Origin of the sequence: Saccharopolyspora cebuensis, from assembly GCF_039542665.1 — a bacterium.
Taxonomy (GTDB): domain Bacteria; phylum Actinomycetota; class Actinomycetes; order Mycobacteriales; family Pseudonocardiaceae; genus Saccharopolyspora; species Saccharopolyspora cebuensis.
This window is the reverse complement of sequence record NZ_BAABII010000004.1, coordinates 378,076-403,066: the sequence shown is the minus strand read 5'-3', so window position 1 is coordinate 403,066 and position 24,991 is coordinate 378,076. Positions and strand designations below refer to the sequence as shown.

General features: G+C 72.3%; 23 protein-coding genes and 1 tRNA gene. 16 read left to right on the top strand and 8 right to left on the bottom strand.

Annotated elements, in window-relative coordinates:
• Positions 1 to 122: 122 nt before the first annotated feature.
• Positions 123 to 1,022: an EamA family transporter gene (locus ABD976_RS08570; protein ID WP_345359936.1), complete on the bottom strand. Its 900-nt coding sequence runs from the start codon at positions 1,020 to 1,022 to the stop codon at positions 123 to 125.
• 252 nt (positions 1,023 to 1,274) lie between these two features.
• Here ABD976_RS08570 and ABD976_RS08565 point away from each other — a divergent pair, with 252 nt between their 5' ends.
• Positions 1,275 to 2,417 (top strand): baeRF11 domain-containing protein, encoded by a 1,143-nt coding sequence (locus tag ABD976_RS08565; RefSeq protein WP_345359933.1) that lies wholly within the window; start codon positions 1,275 to 1,277, stop codon positions 2,415 to 2,417.
• A 324-nt stretch (positions 2,418 to 2,741) separates the two neighbouring features.
• On the opposite strand, the gene ABD976_RS08560 is transcribed toward ABD976_RS08565, so the two are convergent.
• The 3 genes from ABD976_RS08560 to ABD976_RS08550 are packed head-to-tail and all read right to left on the bottom strand — an operon-like array spanning position 2,742 to position 5,132.
• Complete coding sequence (locus ABD976_RS08560) at positions 2,742 to 3,404, bottom strand: response regulator transcription factor (RefSeq protein WP_345359930.1); 663 nt, start codon at positions 3,402 to 3,404, stop codon at positions 2,742 to 2,744.
• Complete coding sequence (locus ABD976_RS08555) at positions 3,401 to 4,870, bottom strand: sensor histidine kinase (protein WP_345359927.1); 1,470 nt, start codon at positions 4,868 to 4,870, stop codon at positions 3,401 to 3,403. The genes ABD976_RS08560 and ABD976_RS08555 overlap by 4 nt, the downstream gene beginning before the upstream one ends.
• Positions 4,854 to 5,132 carry a hypothetical protein gene (locus tag ABD976_RS08550; protein ID WP_345359924.1) on the bottom strand — a complete coding sequence of 93 codons (279 nt, stop codon included), beginning with the start codon at positions 5,130 to 5,132 and terminating at the stop codon, positions 4,854 to 4,856. The genes ABD976_RS08555 and ABD976_RS08550 overlap by 17 nt, the downstream gene beginning before the upstream one ends.
• Before the next feature lie 209 nt (positions 5,133 to 5,341).
• On the opposite strand from ABD976_RS08550, the gene ABD976_RS08545 reads away from it, so the two are divergent.
• Both ABD976_RS08545 and ABD976_RS08540 read left to right on the top strand, forming a co-directional pair.
• Positions 5,342 to 8,569 carry a glycosyltransferase gene (locus ABD976_RS08545; protein WP_345359921.1) on the top strand — a complete coding sequence of 1,076 codons (3,228 nt, stop codon included), beginning with the start codon at positions 5,342 to 5,344 and terminating at the stop codon, positions 8,567 to 8,569.
• A gap of 287 nt (positions 8,570 to 8,856) precedes the next feature.
• Complete coding sequence (locus ABD976_RS08540) at positions 8,857 to 9,192, top strand: transposase (protein WP_345359918.1); 336 nt, start codon at positions 8,857 to 8,859, stop codon at positions 9,190 to 9,192.
• 37 nt (positions 9,193 to 9,229) lie between these two features.
• Here ABD976_RS08540 and ABD976_RS08535 read toward each other — a convergent pair whose 3' ends face one another.
• The gene (locus ABD976_RS08535) at positions 9,230 to 10,390 is read right to left on the bottom strand and encodes a hypothetical protein (RefSeq protein WP_345359915.1); all 1,161 of its coding nucleotides are present in this window, start codon (positions 10,388 to 10,390) and stop codon (positions 9,230 to 9,232) included.
• 225 nt (positions 10,391 to 10,615) lie between these two features.
• On the opposite strand from ABD976_RS08535, the gene ABD976_RS08530 reads away from it, so the two are divergent.
• The 3 genes from ABD976_RS08530 (at position 10,616) to ABD976_RS08520 (ending at position 13,723) form a co-directional block, all read left to right on the top strand.
• Entirely contained in the window at positions 10,616 to 12,559 is a 1,944-nt protein-coding gene (locus ABD976_RS08530) for an acyltransferase family protein (RefSeq protein ID WP_345359912.1), read from the top strand.
• 17 nt (positions 12,560 to 12,576) lie between these two features.
• Positions 12,577 to 13,239 (top strand): peptide-methionine (S)-S-oxide reductase MsrA, encoded by a 663-nt coding sequence (gene msrA / locus ABD976_RS08525; RefSeq protein WP_345359909.1) that lies wholly within the window; start codon positions 12,577 to 12,579, stop codon positions 13,237 to 13,239.
• Between the two features lie 274 nt (positions 13,240 to 13,513).
• Complete coding sequence (locus tag ABD976_RS08520) at positions 13,514 to 13,723, top strand: dodecin (RefSeq protein WP_345359906.1); 210 nt, start codon at positions 13,514 to 13,516, stop codon at positions 13,721 to 13,723.
• 49 nt (positions 13,724 to 13,772) lie between these two features.
• On the opposite strand, the gene ABD976_RS08515 is transcribed toward ABD976_RS08520, so the two are convergent.
• Both ABD976_RS08515 and ABD976_RS08510 read right to left on the bottom strand, forming a co-directional pair.
• Positions 13,773 to 13,845, bottom strand: a tRNA-Gly gene (locus ABD976_RS08515).
• Between the two features lie 66 nt (positions 13,846 to 13,911).
• On the bottom strand, positions 13,912 to 14,310 hold the full coding sequence (locus tag ABD976_RS08510) for a PPOX class F420-dependent oxidoreductase (protein WP_345359903.1): 399 nt from the start codon (positions 14,308 to 14,310) through the stop codon (positions 13,912 to 13,914).
• Positions 14,311 to 14,511: 201 nt separating this feature from the next.
• On the opposite strand from ABD976_RS08510, the gene ABD976_RS08505 reads away from it, so the two are divergent.
• The 9 genes from ABD976_RS08505 (at position 14,512) to ABD976_RS08465 (ending at position 24,025) form a co-directional block, all read left to right on the top strand.
• Entirely contained in the window at positions 14,512 to 14,949 is a 438-nt protein-coding gene (locus ABD976_RS08505; RefSeq protein ID WP_345359900.1) for a DUF983 domain-containing protein, read from the top strand.
• A 36-nt stretch (positions 14,950 to 14,985) separates the two neighbouring features.
• Positions 14,986 to 15,837, top strand: coding sequence for an Fpg/Nei family DNA glycosylase (locus tag ABD976_RS08500; RefSeq protein WP_345359897.1), 852 nt, complete (start codon positions 14,986 to 14,988; stop codon positions 15,835 to 15,837).
• A gap of 369 nt (positions 15,838 to 16,206) precedes the next feature.
• Complete coding sequence (locus ABD976_RS08495; RefSeq protein WP_345359894.1) at positions 16,207 to 17,460, top strand: GAF domain-containing sensor histidine kinase; 1,254 nt, start codon at positions 16,207 to 16,209, stop codon at positions 17,458 to 17,460.
• Positions 17,461 to 17,469: 9 nt separating this feature from the next.
• Positions 17,470 to 18,363, top strand: a complete 894-nt coding sequence (locus ABD976_RS08490) for a S49 family peptidase (RefSeq protein ID WP_345359891.1) — start codon at positions 17,470 to 17,472, stop codon at positions 18,361 to 18,363.
• Positions 18,364 to 18,722: 359 nt separating this feature from the next.
• A complete protein-coding gene (locus tag ABD976_RS08485) occupies positions 18,723 to 19,562 on the top strand; it encodes a LytR/AlgR family response regulator transcription factor (RefSeq protein WP_369775457.1) in 840 nt (279 codons plus the stop codon).
• Complete coding sequence (locus ABD976_RS08480) at positions 19,559 to 19,966, top strand: hypothetical protein (protein WP_345359885.1); 408 nt, start codon at positions 19,559 to 19,561, stop codon at positions 19,964 to 19,966. Before ABD976_RS08485 ends, ABD976_RS08480 begins: the two co-directional genes overlap by 4 nt.
• Positions 19,967 to 20,041: 75 nt before the next feature.
• Complete coding sequence (locus ABD976_RS08475) at positions 20,042 to 21,799, top strand: sodium/solute symporter (RefSeq protein ID WP_345359882.1); 1,758 nt, start codon at positions 20,042 to 20,044, stop codon at positions 21,797 to 21,799.
• Positions 21,800 to 22,052: 253 nt separating this feature from the next.
• Positions 22,053 to 22,403: a DUF485 domain-containing protein gene (locus tag ABD976_RS08470; RefSeq protein ID WP_369775456.1), complete on the top strand. Its 351-nt coding sequence runs from the start codon at positions 22,053 to 22,055 to the stop codon at positions 22,401 to 22,403.
• 8 nt (positions 22,404 to 22,411) lie between these two features.
• Positions 22,412 to 24,025 carry a solute symporter family protein gene (locus ABD976_RS08465; RefSeq protein ID WP_369775458.1) on the top strand — a complete coding sequence of 538 codons (1,614 nt, stop codon included), beginning with the start codon at positions 22,412 to 22,414 and terminating at the stop codon, positions 24,023 to 24,025.
• Positions 24,026 to 24,151: 126 nt separating this feature from the next.
• Here ABD976_RS08465 and ABD976_RS08460 read toward each other — a convergent pair whose 3' ends face one another.
• Positions 24,152 to 24,364, bottom strand: coding sequence for a hypothetical protein (locus ABD976_RS08460; protein ID WP_345359879.1), 213 nt, complete (start codon positions 24,362 to 24,364; stop codon positions 24,152 to 24,154).
• A gap of 257 nt (positions 24,365 to 24,621) precedes the next feature.
• Between ABD976_RS08460 and ABD976_RS08455 the strand changes: the two genes are divergently transcribed.
• Positions 24,622 to 24,978 carry a rhodanese-like domain-containing protein gene (locus ABD976_RS08455; RefSeq protein WP_345359876.1) on the top strand — a complete coding sequence of 119 codons (357 nt, stop codon included), beginning with the start codon at positions 24,622 to 24,624 and terminating at the stop codon, positions 24,976 to 24,978.
• The last annotated feature ends 13 nt before the right edge of the window (positions 24,979 to 24,991 follow it).

The following is a 24,991-nucleotide window of genomic DNA, read 5'->3' as shown; positions in this document are numbered from 1 at the left end:
CGGCGCGCCCCCACGACTTCCACCCGAACGAGTGAGGCAATGCCCCGCGCCTCGAAGGCCATCGGATGCCAGCAGGGGAACCTTCCTGTCGCCCGGTGCGAGGAAGGTTCCCCTCCGGCGCGTCAGGGGCGCCGGGTGCCCGCCAGGACGAGCCCGGCGAGGAGGAGCGCCATGCCGAGCCAGGACTGCGCGCCGAACCGCTCACCGACCACGACCACGCCGAGCACCGCCGCGACCAGCGGTTCCAGCAGGGTGAGCGTGGTGGCGACGCGGACCGGCGTGCGGCGCAGCCCGGCCCCGAAGGCGACGTAGGCGAGCCCCATCGGCACCAGCGCGAGGTAGCCCGCGACCAGCACGCCGGTCGTCGAGCGCAACAGCCCCCCGCCGGTCAGCGCGAGCACCGGCAGCAGCACCGCGGCACCGGCTCCGAACAGCGCGCCGAGCACCGCGCGCGAGCCGTGCCCGCGCCGCATCAACCGACCGGCGACCCACGAGTAGACGACGTAGGTGGCCCCGGCCAGCAACCCGAGCAGCACGCCGAGGACCGAGCCGTCCCCGCCGCCCTCCCGGGAACCGCCGGTGATGAGCAGCGCCCCGCCGAGGACGGACAGCGCGGCGGCCAGGGCCCACCGGCCGTCGAGCCGGGCGCCGTCGGCCCAGCGCTCCAGCAGCGCGGCGAACACGGGTGCGGAGCCGAGCGCCACGACGGTGCCGATGGCGACCCCGGCCAGCGCCATCGAGGTGTAGAACGCCAGCGGGTAGACGGCGACCGCCAGCGCGCCGAGCAGCAGCAGGCCGGGCCCGGCGGCGCGGGCGGCGGTGAGCGCCGAACGCCCGGCGAGGGCGAGCAGCAGCAGGCCGCCGAAACCCATGGTCGCGGCACCGATCGACACCGGGTCGGCGGGCGCGAAGGACGCGGCGGTGCCGGTGGTGCCCCAGAGCGCCGCGGCGACGAGCACCGGCAGCGGTCCGGCGGCGAAGGTGCGCAGCCGGGTGGGCGGGACGGACGTGTGCAGATCCATGTGAACTCTTCCGTTCGCGGGGACGCGGGCGAACGGGCGCGCGAGGACACCCCCGCGGTGGCGGGGGTGCGGTGGAGGACGCCGCCCGTCAGGCGGACGGGGGCGGCAGGACGCGGTGCCAGTGCGAGTTCACGGCCCAACCCTAGGTGCCCCGCCCCGCCCGGCGGTCCCGGGGAGCGGTGGTTCCGCGAAATCGCGGCGGCCGGGTGCCGCCGGTAGCGTCCGGAACCGGAGCCCGACGGGGAGGTCTTCATGGCGATCCTGCACACCGACATCCCGACCCGGAGGCAGATCAGCGCCCTGCTGGCGGCGCGCGATCGGGCCAGCGCCTCGCTCTACCTCGTCACGGACCCGACCGCGATCGACAACTCGAACCAGCTCGAACTGCGCGGGCGCGGGCGCGAGGCGCTGGACCAGCTCCGCGCGGGCGGGGTGGACAAGCACGACGTGGCGGCGGTCGAGGAACACCTGGTCGCGCTGATCGAGGACACCGAGTTCTGGCGCTTCCAGGCCCGCAGCCTCGCCGTCTTCGCCACGCCGGGTTCGATCCGGACGTTCCGGCTGCCGAACCGGTTGCAGCCGGGCGTCGAGGTCGCCGACAGGTTCCACGTGAAACCGCTGCTGCGCGCGGTCACCTTCCCGCAGACCGCGCTGCTGCTCGCGCTGGCGCAGAACTCGGTGCGGGTGCTCCAGATCGTCTCGGACATGGACCCGAAGCACGTGGAGGTCCGCGACCTGCCGAAGAACATCGACACGATCCTCGGGCACTACTACACCGACGACCGGTCGCCGATCCGCCGCCTCCAGGGCGACGAGGGCCGCAAGCTGCGCCTGACCCAGTACGCGCGGGAGGTCGACCGGGCGCTGCGCCCGCTGGTCACCGGCAGCGGGATGCCGCTGATCCTGGCCGCGACGGAGCCGTTGCAGAGCACCTTCCGCTCGATCTGCGGCGCGGCCGAGCTGGCCCCGGTCGGGCTCACCGGCAATCCCGAGGAGAGCACCGATCGCGAGCTCGCTTCGGACGCCCGCGCGGTGCTCGACGACGTCCACGCCGACGAGCTGCGCGCCGTGCGCGAGCGCTTCGACGCCCGCGTCAGCCAGGCGCTCACCGCGACCGACGTCGCCGAGGTCGCCCGGCTCGCCACCCTCGGCGCGGTGGACACCGCCTTCGTCGACATCGACAGCGTCGAGCCCGGCCACGTCGACGACGCGGGCGGCGTCACCTTCACCGGGAGCGACCCCAGCCCGGCCGAGTCCGCCGCCGACTACGGCGTGGTGGACGAGATCGCCCGGCGCGTCTGGCTCACCGACGGGCGGGTCCTGGCGGTCCGCCGCCCGGACATCCCCGGCGAAGGCCCGGTGGCGGCGATCCTCCGCTACCGCCCACCCGCCTGACCACCCCGGCCCCGTCACCGGCGCGCGCGCCACCCGAACGTGAACTGAGTGAGGGGCACCCTGTACCAAGTCACGTGGTACAGGGTGCCCCTCACCCACAACCCACGCGGTGCGACGACGCGGGGAGCGGCCTCCGCCGCATCCCGCGCACACGCCCCACCTCGCACATGGCGCCGAGGTGGCCCGGACCCCGACGCGCCCGTTCGCCACCCGTTCGGGAAGTAGGTGAGGGGCACCCTTGCCCGAGTAACTTGGGCAAGGGTGCCCCTCACTCATGGCACGAACGGGTGTTCCCCGGGGCGCGCCGTTGTGGGCGCCGGGGGGTCAGGCGCCTAGGCGGTAGCCCATGCCGCGGACGGTGCGGATGCGCTTGGCACCGATCTTGCGGCGCAGCGCCCGGACGTAGACGTCGACGACGTTGGAGCCCGGGTCGAAGTCGTAGCCCCAGACGTGCGACAGGATCTGCTCGCGGGAGAGCACCTGGCCCGCGTGGCGCAGGAACAGCTCCAGCATGGCGAACTCGCGGGCGGTGAGGTCGACAACGGCCTCCGGCACCTGGGCCCGCCGGGTGCGCAGGTCCAGCGACAGGTCGCCGTCGCGGAGCACGGTCACCTCGGGCGCCCGGTCGCCGGGCCGCAGCCGCAGCCGCACCCGGGCCAGCAGCTCCTCGAACCGGAACGGCTTGGTCATGTAGTCGTCCGCGCCGCCCTCCAGCCCGGCGACCGTGTCGTGCACCGAGTCCCGCGCGGTCAGGATGATCACCGGGACCGTGACGTGCTGGGACCGCACCGCGCGCAGCACCGAGAAGCCGTCCTTGCCGGGCAGCCCGAGGTCGAGCACCACCAGGTCGAAGTCCCCGGTCAGCAGGTAGTCCAGGGCCGTGTCGCCGTCGCCGACGACGGTGGTGCCGAAGCCGTTCGCGCGCAGGCCCTTCTCGATGAACGCGGCGATCCGGTCCTCGTCCTCGACGATCAGGATCTTGCTCATGCCGTGGTCTCCTCGGTCGGGGCGTGCGGGGGGAAGGCGGGCAGCTCGAGCCCGAAGGTGGCGCCCTCGCCCGGGGCGGAGAGCACCCGCACCCGCCCGTGGTGGGCGTCGGCGATGGCCTTGACGATCGCCAGGCCGAGTCCGGCGCCGCCCTTGCCCGGCCCGGGGCCGTGCGCGAACCGGTCGAAGATCTTCTCCACGTCGTCGGGCGCGACGCCGGGACCGGTGTCGGTGACCCACAGCGACACCACGCCCTGCCGCAGCGCGGAGCCGACCTTGATCCGCGCACCGGGCTGGGTGTGCTGCACGGCGTTCTGCGCGAGCTGGATCATCGCCTGGGTGACGCGCTGCTCGTCGACGGCCACCTCGCCCTCGCCGATGGCCTCCAGCGACCACTGCCGGTCGGCCAGCGACCGCGCCTTGGCCTCGATGTCGCTGGTCAGCTCGGCCAGCGAGACCGGGGCCGGGCGGACGAAGTCGGGCCGGTCGGCCTTGGCCAGGATGAGCAGGTCCTCCACGATCCGGGTCATCCGGTCCAGCTCGTCGGTGCAGAGCCGGACCACCTCCTCGCGCTCGGCCGGGTCGTCGCCGAGCAGTTCCAGGTTGCCCCGGACGATGGTGATGGGGGTGCGCAGCTCGTGGCTGGCGTCGTCGACGAACTGCCGCTGGATGCGGAAGGCGTCCTCCAGCCGGTCGAGCATCGCGTTGAACTGGTCGGACAGCGCGGCGATGTCGTCGCGCCCGGCCACCGGGATGCGCCGGGTCAGGTCCTGCTCGCTGATCTCGGCGGCGGTCTGCCGGACCTGCCGGATCGGCGCCAGGATCAACCCGGCCACCACCCAGGACAGCGCCGCGGCCAGCAGCACCCCGAACGCGCTGATCAGCAGCAGCATCCGGACGGTCCGCTCGGTGTCGGCGATGCTGTCCGCGGTGAAGTGGGCGGTGACGAACCAGGCCCGCTCGCCGGTGCCGGTGTCGGCCTGCACCCGCAGCCAGCGCATCGGCCCGGCTGCGGTGTCGACCTCGCCGTGCGGGAGCGGGGACGAGGTGATCCGGGCCAGCAGCGCCGGATCGCGGGCGAGCCGCTCCAGCTCGTCCTCCTGGCCCTGGGACAGCGGCCGGCTGAGCCCGGTCGGGGTCTCCCACACCCCGACCAGCGCCTCGGCCTGGTCGGGGTACTGCTGCTCCAGGTAGCTGAGGAACAGCGACTCGGCGCCGGTGAAGGGCTGCCCGCGCTGGTCGCGGCCGCGTTCGGCGAACGCGACGAACTCCCCGGCCTCCTGCTCCAGCGCCTGGGTGACCTGGTCCTCGGAGTCGTTGTAGAGGTGTTGCCGGACGATCAGCATGATCGCCATCAGGACGACGACGAGCACCAGCAGCAGCCAGCCCATGATCTGCGCGCGGGCCGGGATGCGGGTGCCCTGCCGACGGGCGGGCTCGGCGGCCCGATCAGTCGTCGTCGTCATCGTCATCGTCGTCGTCATCGTCCTCGGGCGGCGGCGGTGGCAGTTGGTCGGGCGGCGGCGGTGGCGGTGCGCCGGGGTTCGAGCCCGGGTTCGGCTCGGGCGGCGGTGCGGGCGGTTGCTGTCCCGGCGAGCTGCCCACCTCGACCTTCGCGGGCACTTCGGGGCTGCGCGGGCCGCCGGTCAGGGCGAAGCTCAGCAGCACGGCGGCGATCGGCAGCGCCAACGCCGCGAGGAGCAGGGCCGCTCTGGGAACCGATCTCATGGTCCTCAGCGTGTCGTGATCTTCGGAAGCGGAGATGAAAGGCGAATGAGAACTCTTTCATCCGCGCCGACCTGGCACGTCGACCGCCACCCCGCCGGGTGAGCACCACGACCTCAGCAGTCCCCCGAACAGCGGACCCGTCGAAGCGCTAGCCTGCCTTCGGCAACGGCGCTCGCTCCGCCACTCGCGCAGGTCATGAGGAACTTTCGATGAACGAGACCGACACCCCGCTCGACTGGACCGGGGAACGTTGCGTGCCGTGGGCCGATGACCTCCAGGTCGTCTACGAGCACTACCACCGCTACGCCCTGGCCGCACGCCACGTGCGCGGCAAGCGGGTGCTCGACCTCGGCAGCGGTGAAGGCTACGGCGCCGCGCTGCTGGCGCGCGAGGCCGCGGCGGTGGTGGGCGTGGACGTCGACGAGGCCGCCGTCGAACACGCCCGGGCCCGCTACCCCGACGTCCGCTTCGAGATCGGCTCGCTCACCGACGCCGACCTGCTCGCCGACGAGCCGCCGTTCGACGTGGTGGTGTGCTTCGAGGCGATCGAGCACGTCGCCGACCACGACGCGGTGCTCGCCCTGGTCCGCGCCCGGCTCGCGCCCGGTGGCCTGGCGCTGATCAGCACGCCGGACACCACCGCCCACGCCGCCGACAACCCGTTCCACGTCGAGGAGCTCACCGCCACCGAGTTCACCGGCCTGCTCGAAGGCGCCTTCCGGCACGTCGCGGTGCTCAAGCAGAACGTCGCGGCCGGGTCGTTGCTCGCGCCGACCGACCCCGGCGACCTGGACACCGTCGTGGAGGGCGTGCGGTTGCAGACGCTGCGCCGCGACGGCACCGGCTGGACCGTCGAACCCGGCGTGCCGCACACTTACCTGCTCGGCGTCGCCTCCGACCGCCAGCTCCCGAAGCTGCCCGCCGCGGCGCTGCTGCTCGACGCCGACGGCCGGGTCGGCCCCGAGCCCGGCGCCGACGTCCGCGCCGAGCGGGACCGGGCGGTCGCCGACGTCGCGCGGCTCAACGACCTGCACCGGGCGGTGCAGGCCGACGCCGAGGAGCTCAAGGGCGCCGTGGCCCGGCTGGAGGAGCTGCGCCGCGTCGAGGCCGAGCGCGCCGAGGGCGCCGGGGTCGAGCTGCTCGAAGCGCGGCAGCAGGCCGAGCGCGCCGAGGTCCGCATCGAGTGGCTCACCGACACCATCGCCCGGCTGGAGGGCCGGGTGGCCGGCGCCGAGCGCCGCGCCGAGGAGCTCACCGAGCGCAACGCCGAGCTCGAAGCGCAGAACTCCGCGCTGGTGCAGCGCGCGGTGACCAAGTACCGGCAGCTCGTGGAGCGGGTCGCACCGCGCGGCACCGGACGCCGCGACGTCTACGAGATCGCGCTGGGCCGCGAGCCCGGCGCCGCCCGGCCGGTCGAGGAGGTCGGTACCGGACCGCTGCCAGTGCCGCGCAGCGAGCACCCGGTGGTCAGCGTGATCGTCCCGGTGCACGGCAAGTGGTCCTACACCCGGCAGTGCCTGCGGTTCCTCGGCGGCCACCACGTGACGGTGCCGTTCGAGGTGATCGTCGTCGACGACGCCTCCCCGGACGACAGCGCCGCCAAGCTCGCCGAGTGCGAGGGCGTCCGGCTGGTCCGCGCCGAGCGCAACCTCGGGTTCATCGGCGCCTGCAACCTCGGCGCCGAACACGCCCGGGGCGAGCACCTGTTCTTCCTGAACAACGACGCCACCGTCACCGAGTCCTGGCTCGACGTCCTGATGGACACGATGAACTCCGACGACCGGATCGGGCTGGTCGGGGCGAAGCTGGTCTACCCGGACGGCACGCTCCAGGAGGCCGGCGGCATCGTCTGGTCCGACGGCACCGGCTGGAACTACGGCCGGAACCGGACCGCCGGGGGCGCCGAGTTCAACGTGCTGCGCGACGTCGACTACTGCTCCGGCGCGGCGATCCTGGTGCGCGCCGAGGTGTTCCACCAGCTCGGCGGGTTCGACACCCGCTTCGCCCCGGCCTACTACGAGGACACCGACCTGGCCTTCGCGGTGCGCGCCGCCGGGTACCGCACGGTGGTGCAGCCCAAGGCCGTCGTCGTGCACCACGAAGGCGTCTCCCACGGCACTGACGAGACCACCGGGGTGAAGAAGCACCAAGAGCTCAACCGGCAGGTGTTCGTCGAGAAGTGGGGCGAGGTGCTGGCCGCCGAGCACCTGCCGGAGGCCTCGCCGACCGCGCTGTGGCTGGCCCGGCAGCGCGGCACCCGCGGGCACCGCGGGCCGCTCGTGCTGGTCAAGGACCACCAGGTGCCGCGGCCGGACTTCGACTCCGGCTCGGTGCGGATCAGCCGGGTGCTGGAGCAGCTCGTCGCACTGGGCTGCCGGGTGGTGTTCTTCCCCGCCAACCACGCCGCGCCGAAGCGCTACACCGAGGAGTTGCAGCAGCTCGGCGTGACCGTGCTGCCCGCCCCGGAACTCCAGCAGGCGTTCCTCGCCGAGGCGGGCCAGGAGATCTCGCTGGCGCTGCTGTCCCGGCCGCAGGTCGCGTGGAGCCTGGTCGAGGAGCTGCGCACCTGCGCTCCCCAGGCCGTCATCGCCTACGACACGGTGGACGTGCACTTCCTGCGGCTGGACCGGGAGGCGGAGCTGGCCGAGCGGGAAGGCGAGCGGGACCGCGCCGCCGCGCTGCGCCGCAAGTCCTTCGCCTCCCGCGAGATGGAGCTGGGGCTGACCCGGTCCTGCGACGTCACCCTGGTCGTCTCCGAGGCCGAGCAGCGCCTGCTGCGCGAGCTGGTGCCCGACGCCGACGTGCGGGTGCTGTCCAACGTGCACCTGCCGGACCGCACGCCGGTGACCCTCGACGGCCGCCGCGACGTGGTGTTCGTCGGCGGCTTCGACCACCCGCCGAACACCGACGCGGCCCGCTGGGCGGCGCGGGAGATCATGCCGCTGGTCCGCGAGGTCTGCCCGGACGCGGTGCTGCACGTGGTGGGCAGCAACCCGACCGAGGAGGTGCGCGCGCTGGCCGGAGCGGGCGTCGAGGTGCACGGCTGGGTCGCCGACCTGGGGCCGATGTACGACCGGGCCCGCGCCACCCTCGCGCCGCTGCGCTTCGGCGCCGGGGTGAAGGGCAAGGTCGGCGAGAGCCTGAGCCTGGGCGTGCCGGTCGCGGGCACCACGATGGCCGTCGAGGGGATGCACCTGGACCACGGCCGCGACGTGCTGGTCGCCGACGACGCCGCCGGGCTGGCCGCCGCCGTGATCCGGCTGCTCACCGACGACGACCACTGGCTGCGGATGTCGGCCTCCGGCCGGGACGCCATCGAGGCCCAGTTCGGCCCGGAGGTCTCGAAGCGCTGCCTCACCGAGCTGCTCACCACCGTCGACGGCCTCACCACCGCCGACCTCCGCACCACCCCCGACCCCCGCACCAGCCCGGCATAGCACCAGCCCGGCGTAGCACCGGATCCAGGTGAGGGGCACCCTTGCCCAAGTAACTCGGGCAAGGGTGCCCCTCACTCAACACCGGAACGGGTGACGCCCCGGTCACCGCACCTCTTCGTGCCTTGAGTGAGGGGCACCCTGTACCAAGTCACGTGGTACAGGGTGCCCCTCACTCATGTCACGTTCGAGTGAGGGCAGGTGCCGGGTGCGTTCGGGCTGAATCCGGCTCGCGGGGTGTGGCACGGTCGGGGTGCGCCTTGATCCGCACCCGTGCTCGTGGAGGTGCCGTGGCACGCCAGAAGCCGTGGGAGGTCGACGACGGGACGTGGGCGATGGTCGAGCCGTTGCTGCCCTGGCCGCAGGACACGTCCCCCGGAGATCCCGACGACCGCACGACGTTGCAGGGCGTCCTGTTCGTGCTCTACAACGGTCTCCGCTGGGAGCACTTGCCGCCGGAGGTGGGGTTCGGTTCCGGTGCGACCTGCCAGCGGCGGCTGGCCGAATGGCAGCGGACCGGGGTGTGGGCGGAGCTGCGGCCGATCCTGCGGGACCGGTTGCCGTCCTCCTACCGGATGGACTTCACCCGGTCGGCGATGGCCTCTCCCGGGCCCGAGCCCTGGTGAGGGTACCTCCGGCAGGCCGGAGGCACCCCCTCGGTGGTCACTCGCCCAGGTAGGTGGGCGGGAGGTGGTTGAGCTGCTGGGTGAGCAGGTCGTCGAAGACCTGCTTGGCCTGCGCGTCCTGGTCGGCGGAGACGTCGACGATGACCGCCCACTGGTGGCCGACGTAGGCGGTGCGGAAGGTGTCGCCCGTGGTCACCACCGGCACGCCCTGGTACGACAGGTCGTCCACCTCGGACAGCCCGGTCTGGCGGTCCATGTAGTTCTCGACCACGTCGAGCGCGGCCTGCTCGTCCGGCATCTGGAACGCCAGCAGCGTGACCCGCGGCGCGGGCGCGTTCGGGTCGCTGCCGTTGAACCAGCCGTCGACCAGCCCGGCCTGCAACGCGGGCTCCAGCACCTCGGGGATCAGCAGACCGCCCTTGGCGCCTTGCAGCGCGGGCACGTCGAGCGGGCCGCTCCAGGTGTGCGGCGGGCCCGGCGCGGGGATCAGCGCCTCGGCCGAACCGGGCGGGGCCGGCTTGGCCGCCGGGGGAGCGGGCAGTTCGGGCGTCGGCGGCGGCGGAGGTGCCTGCTGGGTCTGCTGCGCCTGCGGATCGGGTTCCTCCCCGCCGCTGGTGAAGTAGAAGACGCCCGCGACGACGAGCACCACGACCAGCACGGCGCCGATCGAAACGCCGACCCACAGGCCCTTCTTGGACTTGCCCGCGGACTCGAAGACCTCCGGGCCCTGCCGCATCCAGGCGGGCTCGGTGCCCCGGTCCTGCGGGGGCGGCGGCGGAGGCATGTCGGATCCGCCCCACGGCGTGTTCGTGCTGCCGCTCTCGTTGCCCCAGCTCGACTGCTGCGGTCCCCAGGCCGCCTGCTGGCCCCAGCCCTGCTGGCCGACGTTGACCACCTGGGTGCTCTCGGAGTTCGGGTTCGGCACCACCTGGGTGCTGTTGTCCTGCTGGGCGGCCTGCGCCGCCTCGCCCCAGCTGAACGCGGGCGGGAACGGGTTCTGCTGCGGCACACCGCCGGAGTTCGGCCCCTGCTGCGGGAAGCCGCCGGAGTTCGGGCCCTGCTGCGGGAAGCCGCCCGAGGACGGTCCGTTCTGGGCCCGCCCGAGCACCGCGTCCCGCCGCTGGCGGTACTCTTCAGCTGAGATCCGCCCCGCCGCGAGCTCGGCGTCGAGGTTCTGCAGCTCGTCTTGCCAGGTCACCGATGCGCCCTTTCCCGTTCGCGCGAAACGCCCCCACATGCGATCGATCGCCATTCTGCACGGTGCCGAGGTTCGCGGGTGCACCGGCCGGATAACGATCGGAGCAGGTGGCTGGTCGGGTGCGTCCGACTGGCGGCAATGACCGCCCAAACCCGTTCGTGGGAGATACGCTACCCGGCGTCGTGCAGGTCGTGGGGGCCTTTTTTAGCTGATGGGGTGATCTGAGTGGGTGACGCTCGGGTCGTTCACACCAACCCTGAGTCGTTCGCCCAGCCGCACCACGGCTTCGCCTGGATCCGGATGATCGGTGCGCTGCTGGTCATCTACGGGCACTGCTCGCCGCTGGTCGGCTCCGGGGAGCTGTTCCCGCCGGAGTGGCCGGTGCAGCCGGACGAGGGCGTGCTCATGGGGTTCTTCGCCATGAGCGGCTTCCAGATCACCGAGAGCTGGATGCGCGATCCGCACCCGCTGCGCTTCGCCGTCAAGCGGGTGCTGCGGCTGTGGCCGCCGATGCTCACCGTGTCGATCGGGATGGCGCTGATCGTCGGGCCGCTGATCACCACGCTCTCGCTCGGCGACTACTTCGGCTCCCGGGACACCTGGGGCTACGTGATCAACAACGCCGGACTGCTCACCCTGGAGCACGAACTCCCCGGCGTGTTCAGCGACAACCCGTGGCCGGACGCGGTGAACGGCTCGCTGTGGACGCTGCCGATGGAGCTGCTGGCCTACGCCGGCCTCTACGCCCTGCTGCTGATCGGCGCGGCCAAGCACCGCTTCCGCTGGATCTCGGTGGCGGCGCTGGTCGCGCTGGTGGTCTGGGACCGGCACCTGGAGCACCAGCCGGAACCGGAGTCGGCGGGCTCGCTGCTGGCGGTCCCGGTGGAGTCGCTGGTGGCGTTCCTGGTGGCCTTCGCGCTGGGCGTGGTGCTCAACCTCTACCGGATCCCGCTGTCGCCGACCGCGATGCTCGCCGGGATCGCGGTGGTGGCGATGATGCCGAACAGCGTCGCGGCGTCGTTCCTGATGACGTTCGTGGTGGGCTACGCGGTCATCGTCGTCGGGCACTTCTGGCCCGCCCGGCTGACCGTGCCGGGGCTGTGGGTCAACGGCAGCTACGGCGTCTACGTGTGGGGCTTCCCGGTGCAGCAGCTGCTCGCCATGGCCGGGGTCGCCAACCAGTACCTGATGCTGGTGTGCGCGATGCCGATCGCCTACGTGCTGGGCACGTTGTCGTGGAAGTTCGTCGAGGAGCCGACGATGCAGCTCCGGCACTACATCGCCCCGCAGCGCTCGCCGCGGCACGACTCGGTCGGCCCGAAGGACGACGAGGACGACGCCGACGAGGACTTCGACGACGACGACTTCGACGACCGCGAGGACTACGACGACTACGACGACTACGAGGACTACGAGGACCACGGGGACTTCGAGGAGGAGCCGGAGGAGGACGTGCGCCCCGAGCCGCCGACGCACCGCCGTCCGCAGCCGGGGCGCCCGGGTCCGCCGCGCCCGCCCGCGACTCCGCCCCCGGGCCTGCCGAACCCCGGCACCCCGGCGGGCGGCCTGCCCGCGCCCGGCCGGGGCGGCCCGCCCCGACACGGTGCGCGGCCACCCGGCACTCCCGTACCGGGCACTCCGGCGCCGGGCACTCCCGCGCGGGGCACTCCCGCACCGGGTACTCCGGCACCGGGCACTCCCGCGCCGGGTACTCCGGCGCCGGGTACTCCGGCACCAGGCACTCCCGCACCGGGCATCCCCGCGCCGGGCGCTCCGCCGAACGGCGCTCCAGGCCCAGGCGCCGCGCCGAACGGCGGTCGAGCTCCGGGCCTCCCGCCGAACGGTGCTCGGACTCCCGGCCCGCCGGTGAACGGCGCTCCCGCCCCAGGCACCCCCGCGAACGGTCTGCCCGTTCCGGGACCGCCCGCGCAGGCCCGGCGTCCGGCCGCCCGCCCGCCCGCGGGACGTCCGGCGGCGCCCCGCCCGGGGCCGTGGCGCGCGCCCGACGAGGCGTCGCTGTCCGGGGACCTCGCGCCGCCGCCTCCCGAGCGCCCGGGGGCGCCGCCGCGCCCACCGGGGAGCAGGCACGGTCGTGCGCCGGAGCCCGCCGAGGAGGCCACCCGGCCCAGCTTCCGGGACCCGCGTTCGGACCGGATCGACCGGCGCTGACCGCGTACCCTGGAGGCATGGCACTCTTCGGTGACAAGTCCCGGATGATCGACGCGGACGAGGCGCTGCCCGGGCGTTCGACCGCGCTGGCGGTGGATCCGCAGCACGCGGTGTTCCCGGATCGCCGGATCGTGCCCCCGTTCCCGGAGGGAATGTCCGTCGCGGTGCTCGGGATGGGCTGCTTCTGGGGCGCGGAGCGGATCTTCTGGCGGACCGAGGGCGTGTGGACCACGGCGGTGGGCTACGCGGGCGGTCACACGCCGAACCCGACCTACCAGGAGGTGTGCTCCGGCCGCACCAGGCACGCCGAGGTGGTGCTCGTCGTGTTCGACCCGGAGGTGATCAGCTACCCGCAGGTCCTCCAGCTCTTCTGGGAGAACCACGACCCGACGCAGGGGATGCGGCAGGGCAACGACCTCGGCACCCAGTACCGCTCGGCGATCTACTACACCGACGACCGGCAGCGGATCCAGGCCGAGAACAGCCGGGACCGCTACCAGGAGGCGCTGCGCACCGCCCACCTCGGCGACATCACGACCGAGATCGCGCCGCTGGGCGAGTTCTACTACGCCGAGACCTACCACCAGCAGTACCTCTCGGACGCGAAGAACCCGAACGGCTACTGCGGCATCGCGGGCACCGGCGTCGCCTGCCCGATCGGCACCGGCGTCTCCACCTGACCCGATCGAGTCCACCCGAACCCGAGTGAGGGGCACCCTGTACCAAGTGACGTGGTACAGGGTGCCCCTCACTCACAACCCGAACGGATGAGCGAACCCCAGCACGGGCGCCACTCACCCGTTCGGGAGCTGAGTGAGGGGCACCCTTGCCCAAGTAACTCGGACAAGGGTGCCCCTCACTCACTTCACGTTCGGGTGCGGTGCGGCGGCGAGCGGGTGCGAGGTCGGGGCGGTCGCGGTTGCGGGGTGGTCGGGGCGGTCCCACGCTGCGGGCATGGACGACCACATCTACCGGGTGACGAACGTCGTCGGTTCCTCCCGCGAGGGGATCGACGACGCGATCCGCAAGGGCATCGAACGCGCGTCGCGGACGCTGCGCGAAGTGGAGTGGTTCGAGGTCGACTCGATCCGGGGCCACGTGGAGGACGGGCAGGTCGGGCACTTCCAGGTCGGCCTGAAGATCGGCTTCCGCCTGGACGAATGAGCCGCGAACGACGAAGGCCCCGTCCGCGGACGGGGCCTTCGTCGGTACGAGCGGATGACGGGATTCGAACCCGCGACCCTCACCTTGGCAAGGTGATGCGCTACCAGCTGCGCTACATCCGCACCGCCGTTGTCGGCGTGATGGGAATACTCTAACCCATCCGGACAAGCCCCTCGGAGGGGGGTCGGTCAGCCCACGGCGCGGGTGGGGGTGAGCCGCAGCAGCACCCGGTCCTCGCTGCGCATCGCCTCGCGGTAGGCGTCCCAGTCCTCGTGCTCGCCGGAGATCGAGCGGTAGTAGTCCTCCAGCAGCGGCAGCGCCTCGGGCTGGTCGACGACCTCGGCGTCGCAGTCCACCTGGATCCACCGCCCGAAGAACGCCTCGGGCAGCACGCACACCCAGGCGCGCGGGTGCCTGCGCAGGTTGCGCACCTTCGCCGCGCCCGCCCTGGTGCTCACCGCGAGCACGCCCGGCCCGCCGGTGGTGATCAGCACCGGCGAGAGCTGCGGTTCGCCGCCGGCGCGCAGCGTGCCGAGCACGGCGCGGTGCTGCTCGGCGACGATCCGGTGGGCTTCGTCGAGGTCCACGGCCGCTCCCTTCGTCGGGGACGGTTCCACGGTAGGCGCGCGGCGGGCTTGGCGCGGGCGGGTGCATGATCGACAATGGGCTCACTTTCACCCATCGGGCCCATGCCGCACGCGGTACCGTGGCAGCACGCTCGGTGACCGGAGGTCGGCCCGGCGGGACGAGATCCGATGCGACCAGCCCGGGTGGGCGGGGAGGCGACGATGAACCGGGGTGTCCGGGGCTCCGACGGCCGCGTGTGGAACATCAAGGCGAACCTGGAGTGGTCGAACCCGATCACCGGCGACGACTTCGAGCACGAGGTCAGCGGCGGTTCGGCCCCCGCGATCCTGATGGGCGGCGCGCTGCTGTTCCTGGTGGTGCTGTTCGTGCTGTGGACGCCGCCCGCGGTGTACGTGCCGATCTGGCTGGTCCTGGCGCTGATCGCGGCGGCGGCCTTCTTCCCGGTCCGCTGGCTGGTGCGCCGCCCGTGGACGATCACCGCGTCCACGCCCGGCGACGCCGACGACAACCCGCCGGAGACCTGGGTCGGCGTGGTGCGCGGCTTCCTCAACGTGCGCCAGGAGGTCGCGCAGGTGGCCCGGCACATCGAGCTCTACGCCGAGCCGGACATGAACGGGGAGCTGCAGCCCACCGAGTAGCGCGACCGCCGGGCCGCGCTGGGGCACACTGGGGGAGTGCCGGAACTCCCCGAGGTCGAAGCGCTGGCCCAGCACCTGCGCGAGCACGCCGTGGGCCGGGCGGTGACGCGCGTCGACGTGGTGTCGATGAGCGTGCTCAAGACCTTCCAGCCGCCGATCACCGAGCTCACCGGGCGGGAGGTCACCGGGGCGACCCGCTGGGGGAAGTTCCTGGACCTCGACTGCGACGGCGTGCACCTGGTGTTCCACCTCGCCCGGGCGGGGTGGCTGCGCTGGTCCGACGCGCTCCCGGCCGCGCCGCCGAAGCCGGGGCGGGGGCCGATCGCGCTGCGGGTGCACCTCGGCGGCCCCGGGTTCGACCTGACCGAGGCGGGCACCCAGAAGAAGCTCGCCGCCTGGGTGGTGCACCGCCCCGCCGAGGTGGAGCGGCTGGGGCGGCTCGGTCCGGACGCGCTGGGCCTGGAGCTCGACGAGCTGGCGGCGATCCTGTCCGGCCGCACCGAGCGGTTGAAGAACCTGCTCACCGACCAGTCGGCCATCGCCGGCATCGGCAACGCCTACTCCGACGAGATCCTGCACGCGGCGAAGCTGTCCCCGTTCGCCACGCCCGCCAAGCTGGACCGGGCGGCGGTGGAGCGGCTGCACGGCGCGCTGCGGGAGATCCTGCAGGACGCGCTGCGGCGCTCGCTGGAGCAGGACGCGGCCCGGCTCAAGGCCGAGAAGCGCTCCGGGATGCGGGTGCACGCCCGCACCGGGCTGCCGTGCCCGGTGTGCGGCGACGCGGTGCGCGAGGTGTCCTACGCCGACCGCTCGATGCAGTACTGCCCCACCTGCCAGACCGGCGGCAAGCCGCTCGCGGACCGGCGGATGTCGCGGCTGCTGAAGTGAAGGACCGCTTAGCGCGGCTTTCCCGCCGAGCCGCTAAGGGGTCCTTTCAGCATGCGGCGGAGCCGCATGCGGTGCGGCCGTCAACCGGCACCGCTGCGGGTTCTCAGCGGTCTTCTCGCGAGGACGCCCTGATGCCGTGTATGGGCATACATCAAGAAGGGCGCCCGGAGCGAGAAGGCCGCTGAGGTTCCGCCACCCGCACCGCCACGCAGGCCATTGGCGAAAACAGTCCTCAAGAGGCCCGGCGCTGCTCCGGACGGTGATACCGGGTTCCGCTGACCAGAACACGGGTGACCGCTCACCGATGGAATGGCGACACCCAGCGTAGTCGCCTTGATTCCGGGCGTGCCGACCACGAAGATTGGTGCCGTGCCGGAGCTGTTGACGGAGCGCACGGTGCTGACCTCGCTCGCCGCGCTCGCCGTGCTCGGAATGTTCGTCATGCTGTGCCGCGCCAGACGGGTGTCCACCTCGGTGGAGGACGCCACGTTGTCGGCGCTGCAACGCGTGACCCGCGCCGCCCCCCACCTGCGGGACGGCCTGACCCAGGAGTCCGCCGACCGGGCGGCGCCCCACCTGCGGGAACTCGGCGCCTGCGTGGCGGTCGGGTTGATCGACGCCGAGGGCACGCTGCTGAGCTGGGACGGCGAGGCCAACCACCACTACGCGGACCTGCGGACCAGGATCGAGGCGGTGCTGCGCACCGGCAAGCGGGAGTTCCTCGACCACGGCCAACTGCTGTGCCCGCACCGGCCGTGCCCGATGCGCCACGCCATCGTGGTACCTCTGGAGGTCGAGGGCGAGACGGTCGGCGCGCTGGCGCTGATCGCCAACTTCGACCGCAAGCGGCTGCTGCGCGCCTCCGCGGCGGTGGCCGACTTCGTGTCCACCCAGCTCGAACTCGCCGAGCTCCAGGAGTCCAAGGAGCGGCTGGCCCAGGCCGAGGTGCGGGCGCTGCGGGCGCAGATCTCGCCGCACTTCATCTACAACGCGCTGAACACGATCAGCTCGCTGATCCGCACCGACCCGGACCACGCGCGGGACCTGCTCCAGGAGTTCGCCGACTTCACCCGCTACTCGTTCCGCACCAACGGGCTCTACACGACGCTGGCCGACGAGATCCGCAACGTCGACCGGTACCTGATCCTGGAGCGCGCCCGGTTCGGCCCGGACCGGCTCAAGGTGCAGCTCAAGATCGCCCCCGAGGTGCTGCCCGTGGTGATGCCGTTCCTCGCGCTGCAACCGCTGGTGGAGAACGCGGTGCGGCACGGGCTGGCCAACAAGCCCGGCGGCGGCACCCTCACCGTGGTCGCCGAGGACAACGGGGCGGAGGCGCTGATCAGCGTCGACGACGACGGCATCGGGATGGACCCGGACCGGCTCGACGCCGAGCTCGCCGACGCCCACCTCACCGGCGCGCACGTCGGGCTGGGCAACATCAACAGCCGGATGCGGGCCACCTTCGGCAACGAGTACCGGCTGGTCGTGGAGACCAACGAGGGCGCCGGGATGAAGGTCATCATGCGGGTGCCGAAGTACGCGCCCGGGGTGCGCCCGCTGGCCGCGCACGAGTTCGACGACCCGGGTCTCGACCTCGCGGCCGGAGCGCCTGCCAGCCGGTAACGTCGGGGCATGACCGACAAGGCTCCGCAGAAGTTCACCGACGCGCTCAGCGAGAAGCTGTCCGCCAAGCTCCCCGGCAAGCTCGCCGAGCGGACCGAGCGCGGTCCGGTCGTCGCCGTCGTCAAGCTGCACGGGGTCATCACGCCCAACCCGACCCCGGTGAACCGCCAGTCGATCTCGTTGCAGAACGTCGATTCCGCGCTGGGCCGCGCGTTCAGCCACGAGCGGCTGAGCGCGGTGGCGCTGGCGATCAACTCGCCCGGCGGGTCGGCCACCCAGTCCGCGCTGGTCGCCGAGCGGGTCCGGGGCCTGGCCGAGGAGAAGAAGGTCCCGGTGCTCGCGTTCTGCGAGGACGTCGCGGCCTCCGGCGGGTACTGGCTGGCCTGCGCCGGGGACGAGATCTACGCGCACCCCACCTCGATGGTCGGCTCCGTCGGCGTGATCAGCTCCAGCTTCGGGCTCACCGGCCTGCTCGACAAGCTCGGCGTGGAGCGCCGCGTCTACACCGCGGGCACCAACAAGATGCGGCTGGACCCGTTCCTCCCCGAGAAGGAGGACGACGTCCGGTGGTTGCACGGGATGCAGGAGGAGCTGCACGGCCAGTTCCGCGACTGGGTCCGGCAGCGCCGCGGCGACAAGCTGGCCGGCTCCGACGACGACCTGTTCTCCGGCGAGGTGTGGACCGGGCGGAAGGCCCGCGAGCTCGGGCTCGTCGACGGCCTCGGCACCCTGCGCACCGTGGTGAAGGAGAAGTTCCCGGACGCCCACCTGCTCACCGTCGAACCGCGCAAGCCGCTGCTGGCCCGCCTCGGCGTGGCGAACTCGGTGCGCGGACCGGAATCGCTGCTGGCCGCGTTCCAGGCGCTGGAGCACAAGGCCCACTGGAGCCGCTTCGGCCTGTGACCTCCCCGGCGACCGCGCGCGCCGGATTTCCCGAGTCCGGATTTCCTGAGTGAGGGGCACCTTCATCCGGAAGGTGCCCCTCACTCAGCTCTCGAACGCGTGAGCGGGCCGTGCTTCGGCGGCTCGGGTTCGTGCTTTCGGGGTCGGAACCACCCGGGAGATGGCACGGCACTGCTCTTTTCGGGCGATCATGGGTGTCTTTCCGTTGGGGAAAGGGGAAAGTGGGCCCCTGGTGTCCGGCCGCGCCGGGTGAACCACTAGCGTGGAACCGCGCATGAGTGACTCAGCTCACTCTCCGGCCCGATGTGGTGCCAGAGTGATCCAACGGGGTGGGAACGGGGCATCCGAGCATGGCAGGGATGGACGTTGCGGTGACCGCACAGGGGAGTTCGCGAGGGCTGGTCGTCCTGGCCGTGGACGACGAGACGGCCGGGCTGGACGAGATGGAGTTCCTGCTCGGCAGCAACCCCCGGGTCACCAAGGTGCTGACGGCGTTCGACGCCGCCGAGGCGCTGCGCGAGCTGCGCACCGAGGAACCGGGTCCGGAGCAGGACGCCCCGGTGGTGGACGCGGTGTTCGCCGACGTCTCGATGCCCGGGCTCAGCGGGATGGAACTGGCCAGGGTGCTGACCGCCTTCAAGCACCCGCCCGCGCTGGTCTTCATCACCGGGCACGAGGAGAACGCGCTGGAGGCCTTCGAGGTCGGCGCGCTCGACTACATCATGAAACCGGCCAACGCCGAGCGGGTGGACCGGGCGCTGCGCACCATCGAGCGCCGCAAGGCCCAGGCCGGGGTCAAGCGCGCCCTGGAAGCCGCCCCGGCGCAGGCCCCGGACGAGGAGGAGGTCATCCCGGTGGAGCTGGGCGGCACCACCAAGCTCGTCCCCCGGTCGTCGGTGCGCTGGGTGGAGGCGCAGGGCGACTACGCCCGGCTGCACACCACCGACGGCTCGCACCTGGTGCGGATCCCCTTGGCGCAGCTGGAGGAACGCTGGTCCGACGCCGGTTTCCTGCGGATCCACCGGTCCTACCTGGTGGCGCTGCCGCTGGTGACCGAGCTGCGGATGTCGTCCTCGGGCTACTCGGTGGTGCTCGGCGGCGGGCCGCAGCGCGAACTGCCGGTCAGCCGCAGGCACACCCGCGAGCTCAAGGACCGCCTGGTGCGGGCGCCCCGGCAGGGCTGGGAGCAGCAGAATTGAGCCCGGAGCACGGTTTCGAGCTGCGCAACCGCAACGGCGAACCGGCCCGGCCGCGCCGCAGGCGGGTGGTGCTCGCCGACCGCAGGCGCACCCGCCAGGTGGCCCGCACGATGTCCGAGCTGGAGGAGCAGACCAGCGTCGGCGAGGTGCTGGTGCAGCACCTGGTGCGGGTCCAGCTGCGCAGCGCGCTGCTGCTCGGCGGGGCGGTGGCGCTGGTGATGCTGGCGTTGCCCACCGCGTTCTACCTCTTCCCGGCGTTCGGCACCTACGAGGTCTTCGGCATCCGGCTGGCCTGGCTGCTGCTCGGGGTGCTCGCGTACCCGGCCCTGGTCGTCGCCGGCTACCTGTGCACCCGGACGGCGGAGCGGCACGAGCGCGATTTCGTCCACATGGTCGAGCAATGACCGCCGCGACGCGGTTGGGATGATCGGGTCGGCCCGCTGGGCCCGATGGTGACGGCTGGCAACGAGGGCGGTGCGATGGATCCGAACGCCTGGTCGCTCGTGGGGGTCGCGCTGATCGTCGTCGCGACATTCGCGATCGGCATCTGGGGTTCCCGGTCGGCGCGCACCACCTCGGACTTCTCCACGGCGCGGCAGATGGTCCCGGCCGAGCGCAACGCGGCGGCCATCTCCGGCGAGTACCTGTCGGCGGCCTCGTTCCTCGGCGTGGCCGGGCTGGTGCTCAAGGACGGCGCCGACGCGCTGTGGTACCCGATCGGCTTCGCCGCGGGCTACCTCGCGCTGATGCTGTTCGTCGCCGCGCCGATGCGCCGCTCCGGCGTGTTCACGCTGCCCGACTTCGCCGAGGCGCGGCTGGATTCGCGCCCGCTGCGCTCGCTGTGCACCGCGCTGGTGCTGGTGATCGGCTGGTTCTACCTGGTGCCGCAGCTCCAGGGCGCCGGCCTGACGCTCTCGGCGATCCTGCCGATGCCGTACTGGGTCGCGCTGCTGGTGGTCGCGGTGATCACGCTGACCAGCGTGGTCTCCGGCGCGATGCGGGCGGTGACCCTGGTCCAGGCCTTCCAGTACTGGGTGAAGCTGTTCGCCATCACGCTGCCCGCCTTCGCGCTGTTCGTGGTGTTCCTGTCCACCGGCGGCCCGCGCGCGCAGGCGCTGGACCGGCCGCTGCCGCCGGTGTTCCCGCAGGACACCTCGGTGCACGTGCACACCGACGTGCGGTTGCAGGTCACCGCGCCGGTGTGGCTGGCCGACGGTCCGGACGCGCTGTACCTGCGGCCGGGGGAGTACTCGGTGCCGGCGGGTTCGGTGCTGCACTTCCCGGAGGGCGCCGCCGTGCCGGTGGTGGTCGGCGGCGAGACGAACAACGCCGACTGGCTGCGCCCGCAGCACGGCGGACCCACCGGCCTGATCGAGACCTACTCGGTGCTGATCGCGACGTTCCTGGGCACGATGGGCCTGCCGCACGTGCTGGCCCGCTTCTACACCAACCCCAGCGGGCAGGGCGCCCGGCGCACCACGCTGTACGTGCTGGCGATGCTCGGCGCGTTCTACCTGTTCCCCACGATCTTCGGGTTGCTGTCCCGGTTGTACGTGCCGCAGCTCCTGGTCACCGGGGACACCGACGCCGCCGTGCTGATGCTGCCGCACGCGATGCTCGGCAACTGGGTCGGCGGCCTGCTGGGCGCGGTCACCGCGGCCGGTGCGTTCGCGGCGTTCCTGGCCACCTCCTCGGGGCTGATCATGAGCGTCGCGGGCGTGCTGTCCACCGACGTGCTGCGCGGGCGGATCCGCGACTTCCGGTGGGTCGCGGTGCTGGCCTGCGTGCCGCCGGTCGTGCTGGCGTTCCCGGGGCTGGAGCAGGACGTCGCCCGCAGCGTGGGGATGGCGTTCGCGATGGCGGCCTCGACGTTCAGCCCGCTGCTGGTGCTGGGCATCTGGTGGCGCGGGCTGACCGCGGTGGGCGCGGCGGCCGGGATGACCGTCGGCGGCGTGCTGGTGGCGCTGGCCATGGTCGTCAACCGGGTGTTCGGCCCCACCGGCACCTGGTACGCGACCCTGATCGAGCAGCCCGCGCTGCTCACCGTGCCGCTCGCCTTCGCGGTGACGGTCGTGGTCAGCCGGGCCACCCGCAACCGGGTGCCGGCCGGGGTCGGGCGGGAGATGCTCCGGATGCACGCGCCCGACCGGCTGGGCTTCGTCCGCGACCAGACCCGCCGCCCGGGCGAGGACACGGTGCCGCCCACCGGTGGCAGGCACCAGCGCCGCGTGGAATGACCCGAGGATCCCGAACCACCAATTCCGCGCGCGAATTTCTTCCGAATGCAATCCGCTGAACGGCGCAATGCTGCTTCGAAAAGGGCATTTCGGTGATCTCAATGGGTCAGGACTTCTTCATTCGATCGTTAGCCGCACTGCTCCCAACGGGCCTTCACAGCTCCCGCGCGACTCCGTAGTTTTTCGCCTTGATCAACGAACGACGAGGTCGCGGGCGGTAGTGCGCCGGGCCATGCACGCGGGGGAGGACGCCGTGAGCAGCACGGGCCAGAGCGGGTCCGAATCGGAAATCGACGCGGAAACCTGGGCGGCCGCGCAGCGCAGTCCTGAATTCGCCACGTTGCGGAGGCGGTTGCGCGCCTTCGTCTTCCCGGTATCGGGTCTCTTCCTCGCCTGGTACCTGGTGTACGTGCTCCTCGCGGACTACGCGCACGGATTCATGAGCATCAGGCTGGTCGGCAACATCAACGTCGGCCTCGTCCTGGGCCTGCTCCAGTTCGTCTCCACCTTCGTCATCACCACCCTCTACGTCCGCTACGCCAACCGGCAGCTCGACCCGGTGTCCGAGGAGATCCGGGACCGCGTGGAAGGAGCGGCGCAGTGAACCTCGCGCTGACCGCGCTGGCGCAGAACCAGACCGCGGACAACCGCTGGCTCAACATCGGCATCTTCGCCGTGTTCGTCGCGGTCACGATGGTGATCGTGCTGCGGGCCAGCAAGAACACCAAGACCGCCTCCGACTACTACGCGGCGGGCCGGGCGTTCACCGGACCGCAGAACGGCATCGCCATCGCGGGCGACTACCTGTCGGCGGCGTCGTTCCTCGGCATCGCCGGAGCCATCGCCGTCTACGGCTACGACGGGTTCCTGTACTCGATCGGCTTCCTGGTCGCCTGGCTGGTGGCGCTGCTGCTGGTCGCCGAGCTGCTGCGCAACACCGGCCGCTACACGATGGCCGACGTGCTCAGCTTCCGGATGCGGGAACGCCCGGTGCGCACCGCCGCCTCGCTGTCCACGCTCGCGGTGACGTTCTTCTACCTGCTGGCGCAGATGGCCGGGGCCGGCGGGCTGATCGCGCTGCTGCTGGGCATCACCCACCCCGGCGGGCAGGCCGCGGTGATCGCCGTCGTCGGTGCGCTGATGATCCTGTACGTGCTGGTCGGCGGCATGAAGGGCACCACGTGGGTGCAGATCATCAAGGCCGCGCTGCTCATCGCGGGCGCGTTCGTGATGACCGTCTGGGTGCTGGCGCTGCACGGCTTCAACCTCTCCGGGCTGCTCGGGGCTGCGGTGCAGACCGCGGGACCGGGCGGTGAGGCGCTGCTCAACCCCGGTGCGCAGTACGGGGAGAGCCCGGCGACCCAGCTCGACTTCGTGTCGCTGGGCATCGCCCTGGTGCTGGGCACGGCCGGTCTGCCGCACGTGCTGATGCGCTTCTACACCGTCCCGACCGCCAAGGAGGCCCGCCGCTCGGTGGTCTGGGCGATCTGGCTGATCGGGTTGTTCTACCTGTTCACGCTGGTGCTCGGCTACGGTGCCGGGGCACTGGTCGGGCCGGATGCCATCCAGGACGCCCCGGGCGGGGTGAACTCGGCGGCGCCGCTGCTGGCCCTCGAACTCGGCGGTCCGCTGCTGCTCGGCTTCATCTCGGCGGTGGCGTTCGCGACGATCCTCGCGGTGGTCGCGGGCCTGACCATCACCGCCTCGGCGTCCTTCGCGCACGACATCTACGCCAACGTGATCAAGAAGGGCGCGGTCGACGACAAGAACCAGGAGGTGCGGGTCGCCCGGATCACCGCGGTCGTCATCGGCGTGGTCTCGATCCTCGGCGGCATCGCGGCCAACGGGCAGAACGTGGCGTTCCTGGTGGCGCTGGCGTTCGCGGTGGCGGCCTCGGCGAACCTGCCGACGCTGCTGTACTCGCTGTTCTGGAAGCGGTTCAACACCACCGGCGCGCTGTGGAGCATCTACGGCGGGCTCGCGGTGACGATCGTGCTCATCGTGTTCTCCCCGGCCGTGTCCGGCAACGAGTCCGCGATGTTCCCGGGGATCGACATCGCCTGGTTCCCGCTGAAGAACCCGGGCCTGGTCTCCATCCCGCTGTCGTTCCTGCTCGGCTACCTCGGCACGGTGCTGAGCAAGGAGCCGTTCAACGAGGAGAAGTACGCCGAGATGGAGGTCCGCTCGCTGACCGGCGCCGGCGCGGAGAAGGCCAACCCGCACTGAACCCGCGCCGACGGCCGGGACCGGGGTCCGCCCCGGTCCCGGCCGTCCGCGTCCGGCGGTCGCGCGGTGCCGCGGCGCGCTGTCGCCGGTGGGCGGCCGCGGGGCTCGGCGCGGCGGGTCCGGCGCTCAGGCGGCGGTGGGCTGCCCGGCGATGAGCGGGACCGACAGCTCCCAGACCTCGGTGTCGTCCAGGCTGGCCGGTGAGCGGTCGAGCAGCACCTGCAGGCGCGGTTCGGAAAGCCGCACGAAGCCGCAGAATCGCGGCCGGCCTTCCTCGACGACCGCGAGGTGCCCCCACTCGCCTTCATCCGACCACCGCAGAATGGCACGTCGAGACACGAGATTCCTTCTTCCCATCGGAGCGATTTCGAACCCGCGAACCGTAGGCAGTCGGAAGTCCCTTCGGTTGTGCGACATTCCGTCAAGTCATACGAACGAGTGGCTGACACCCACCCGAACGTTTGACCGAGTGATCGTTGCGGCCGAGCGGACGTGCCGGGTGATGAGCACCCCGCAGGAACCTCCCGAACGGGGGTCGCGCGGACGTGGGGCAGTCCTCACACCCGCACCACGCCGCGCGTGGCAGCATCGGGGGCGTGACTACTCCGGTTCCCCCTGATCAGATCCCCGGCGTCCAGCCCGAAGACCTGCCCGCGGACCTCCCCGAGGGCAGCGCCCTGCTCGACGTCCGCGAAGACGACGAGTGGCGCGCCGGGCACGCCGCCGAGGCGGTGCACCTCCCGATGAGCGAGCTGCCGCAGCGGCTCGACGAGATCCCGGAGGCCGACCGGCTCTACGTGGTGTGCCGCTCCGGCGGCCGGTCGGCGCGGGTCACCGCCTACCTCAACGCCAACGGCTGGGACGCGGTCAACGTCGAGCGCGGGATGAACGGCTGGGCGGCCATCGGCAGGCCGCTGGTGTCCGACGGCCCCGGCGAGCCCTGCGTGCTGTGACCCGCCGACCGCC

What these genes read in the sequence shown, in the direction of transcription:
- ABD976_RS08570 (WP_345359936.1), bottom strand. Translation starts at nt 1,022, where the DNA reads ATGGATCTGCACACGTCCGTCCCGCCCACCCGGCTGCGCACCTTCGCC.
- ABD976_RS08565 (WP_345359933.1), top strand. Translation starts at nt 1,275, where the DNA reads ATGGCGATCCTGCACACCGACATCCCGACCCGGAGGCAGATCAGCGCC.
- ABD976_RS08560 (WP_345359930.1), bottom strand. Translation starts at nt 3,404, where the DNA reads ATGAGCAAGATCCTGATCGTCGAGGACGAGGACCGGATCGCCGCGTTC.
- ABD976_RS08555 (WP_345359927.1), bottom strand. Translation starts at nt 4,870, where the DNA reads ATGACGACGACGACTGATCGGGCCGCCGAGCCCGCCCGTCGGCAGGGC.
- ABD976_RS08550 (WP_345359924.1), bottom strand. Translation starts at nt 5,132, where the DNA reads ATGAGATCGGTTCCCAGAGCGGCCCTGCTCCTCGCGGCGTTGGCGCTG.
- ABD976_RS08545 (WP_345359921.1), top strand. Translation starts at nt 5,342, where the DNA reads ATGAACGAGACCGACACCCCGCTCGACTGGACCGGGGAACGTTGCGTG.
- msrA (WP_345359909.1), top strand. Translation starts at nt 12,577, where the DNA reads ATGGCACTCTTCGGTGACAAGTCCCGGATGATCGACGCGGACGAGGCG.
- ABD976_RS08520 (WP_345359906.1), top strand. Translation starts at nt 13,514, where the DNA reads ATGGACGACCACATCTACCGGGTGACGAACGTCGTCGGTTCCTCCCGC.
- ABD976_RS08505 (WP_345359900.1), top strand. Translation starts at nt 14,512, where the DNA reads ATGAACCGGGGTGTCCGGGGCTCCGACGGCCGCGTGTGGAACATCAAG.
- ABD976_RS08490 (WP_345359891.1), top strand. Translation starts at nt 17,470, where the DNA reads ATGACCGACAAGGCTCCGCAGAAGTTCACCGACGCGCTCAGCGAGAAG.
- ABD976_RS08485 (WP_369775457.1), top strand. Translation starts at nt 18,723, where the DNA reads ATGGACGTTGCGGTGACCGCACAGGGGAGTTCGCGAGGGCTGGTCGTC.
- ABD976_RS08475 (WP_345359882.1), top strand. Translation starts at nt 20,042, where the DNA reads ATGGATCCGAACGCCTGGTCGCTCGTGGGGGTCGCGCTGATCGTCGTC.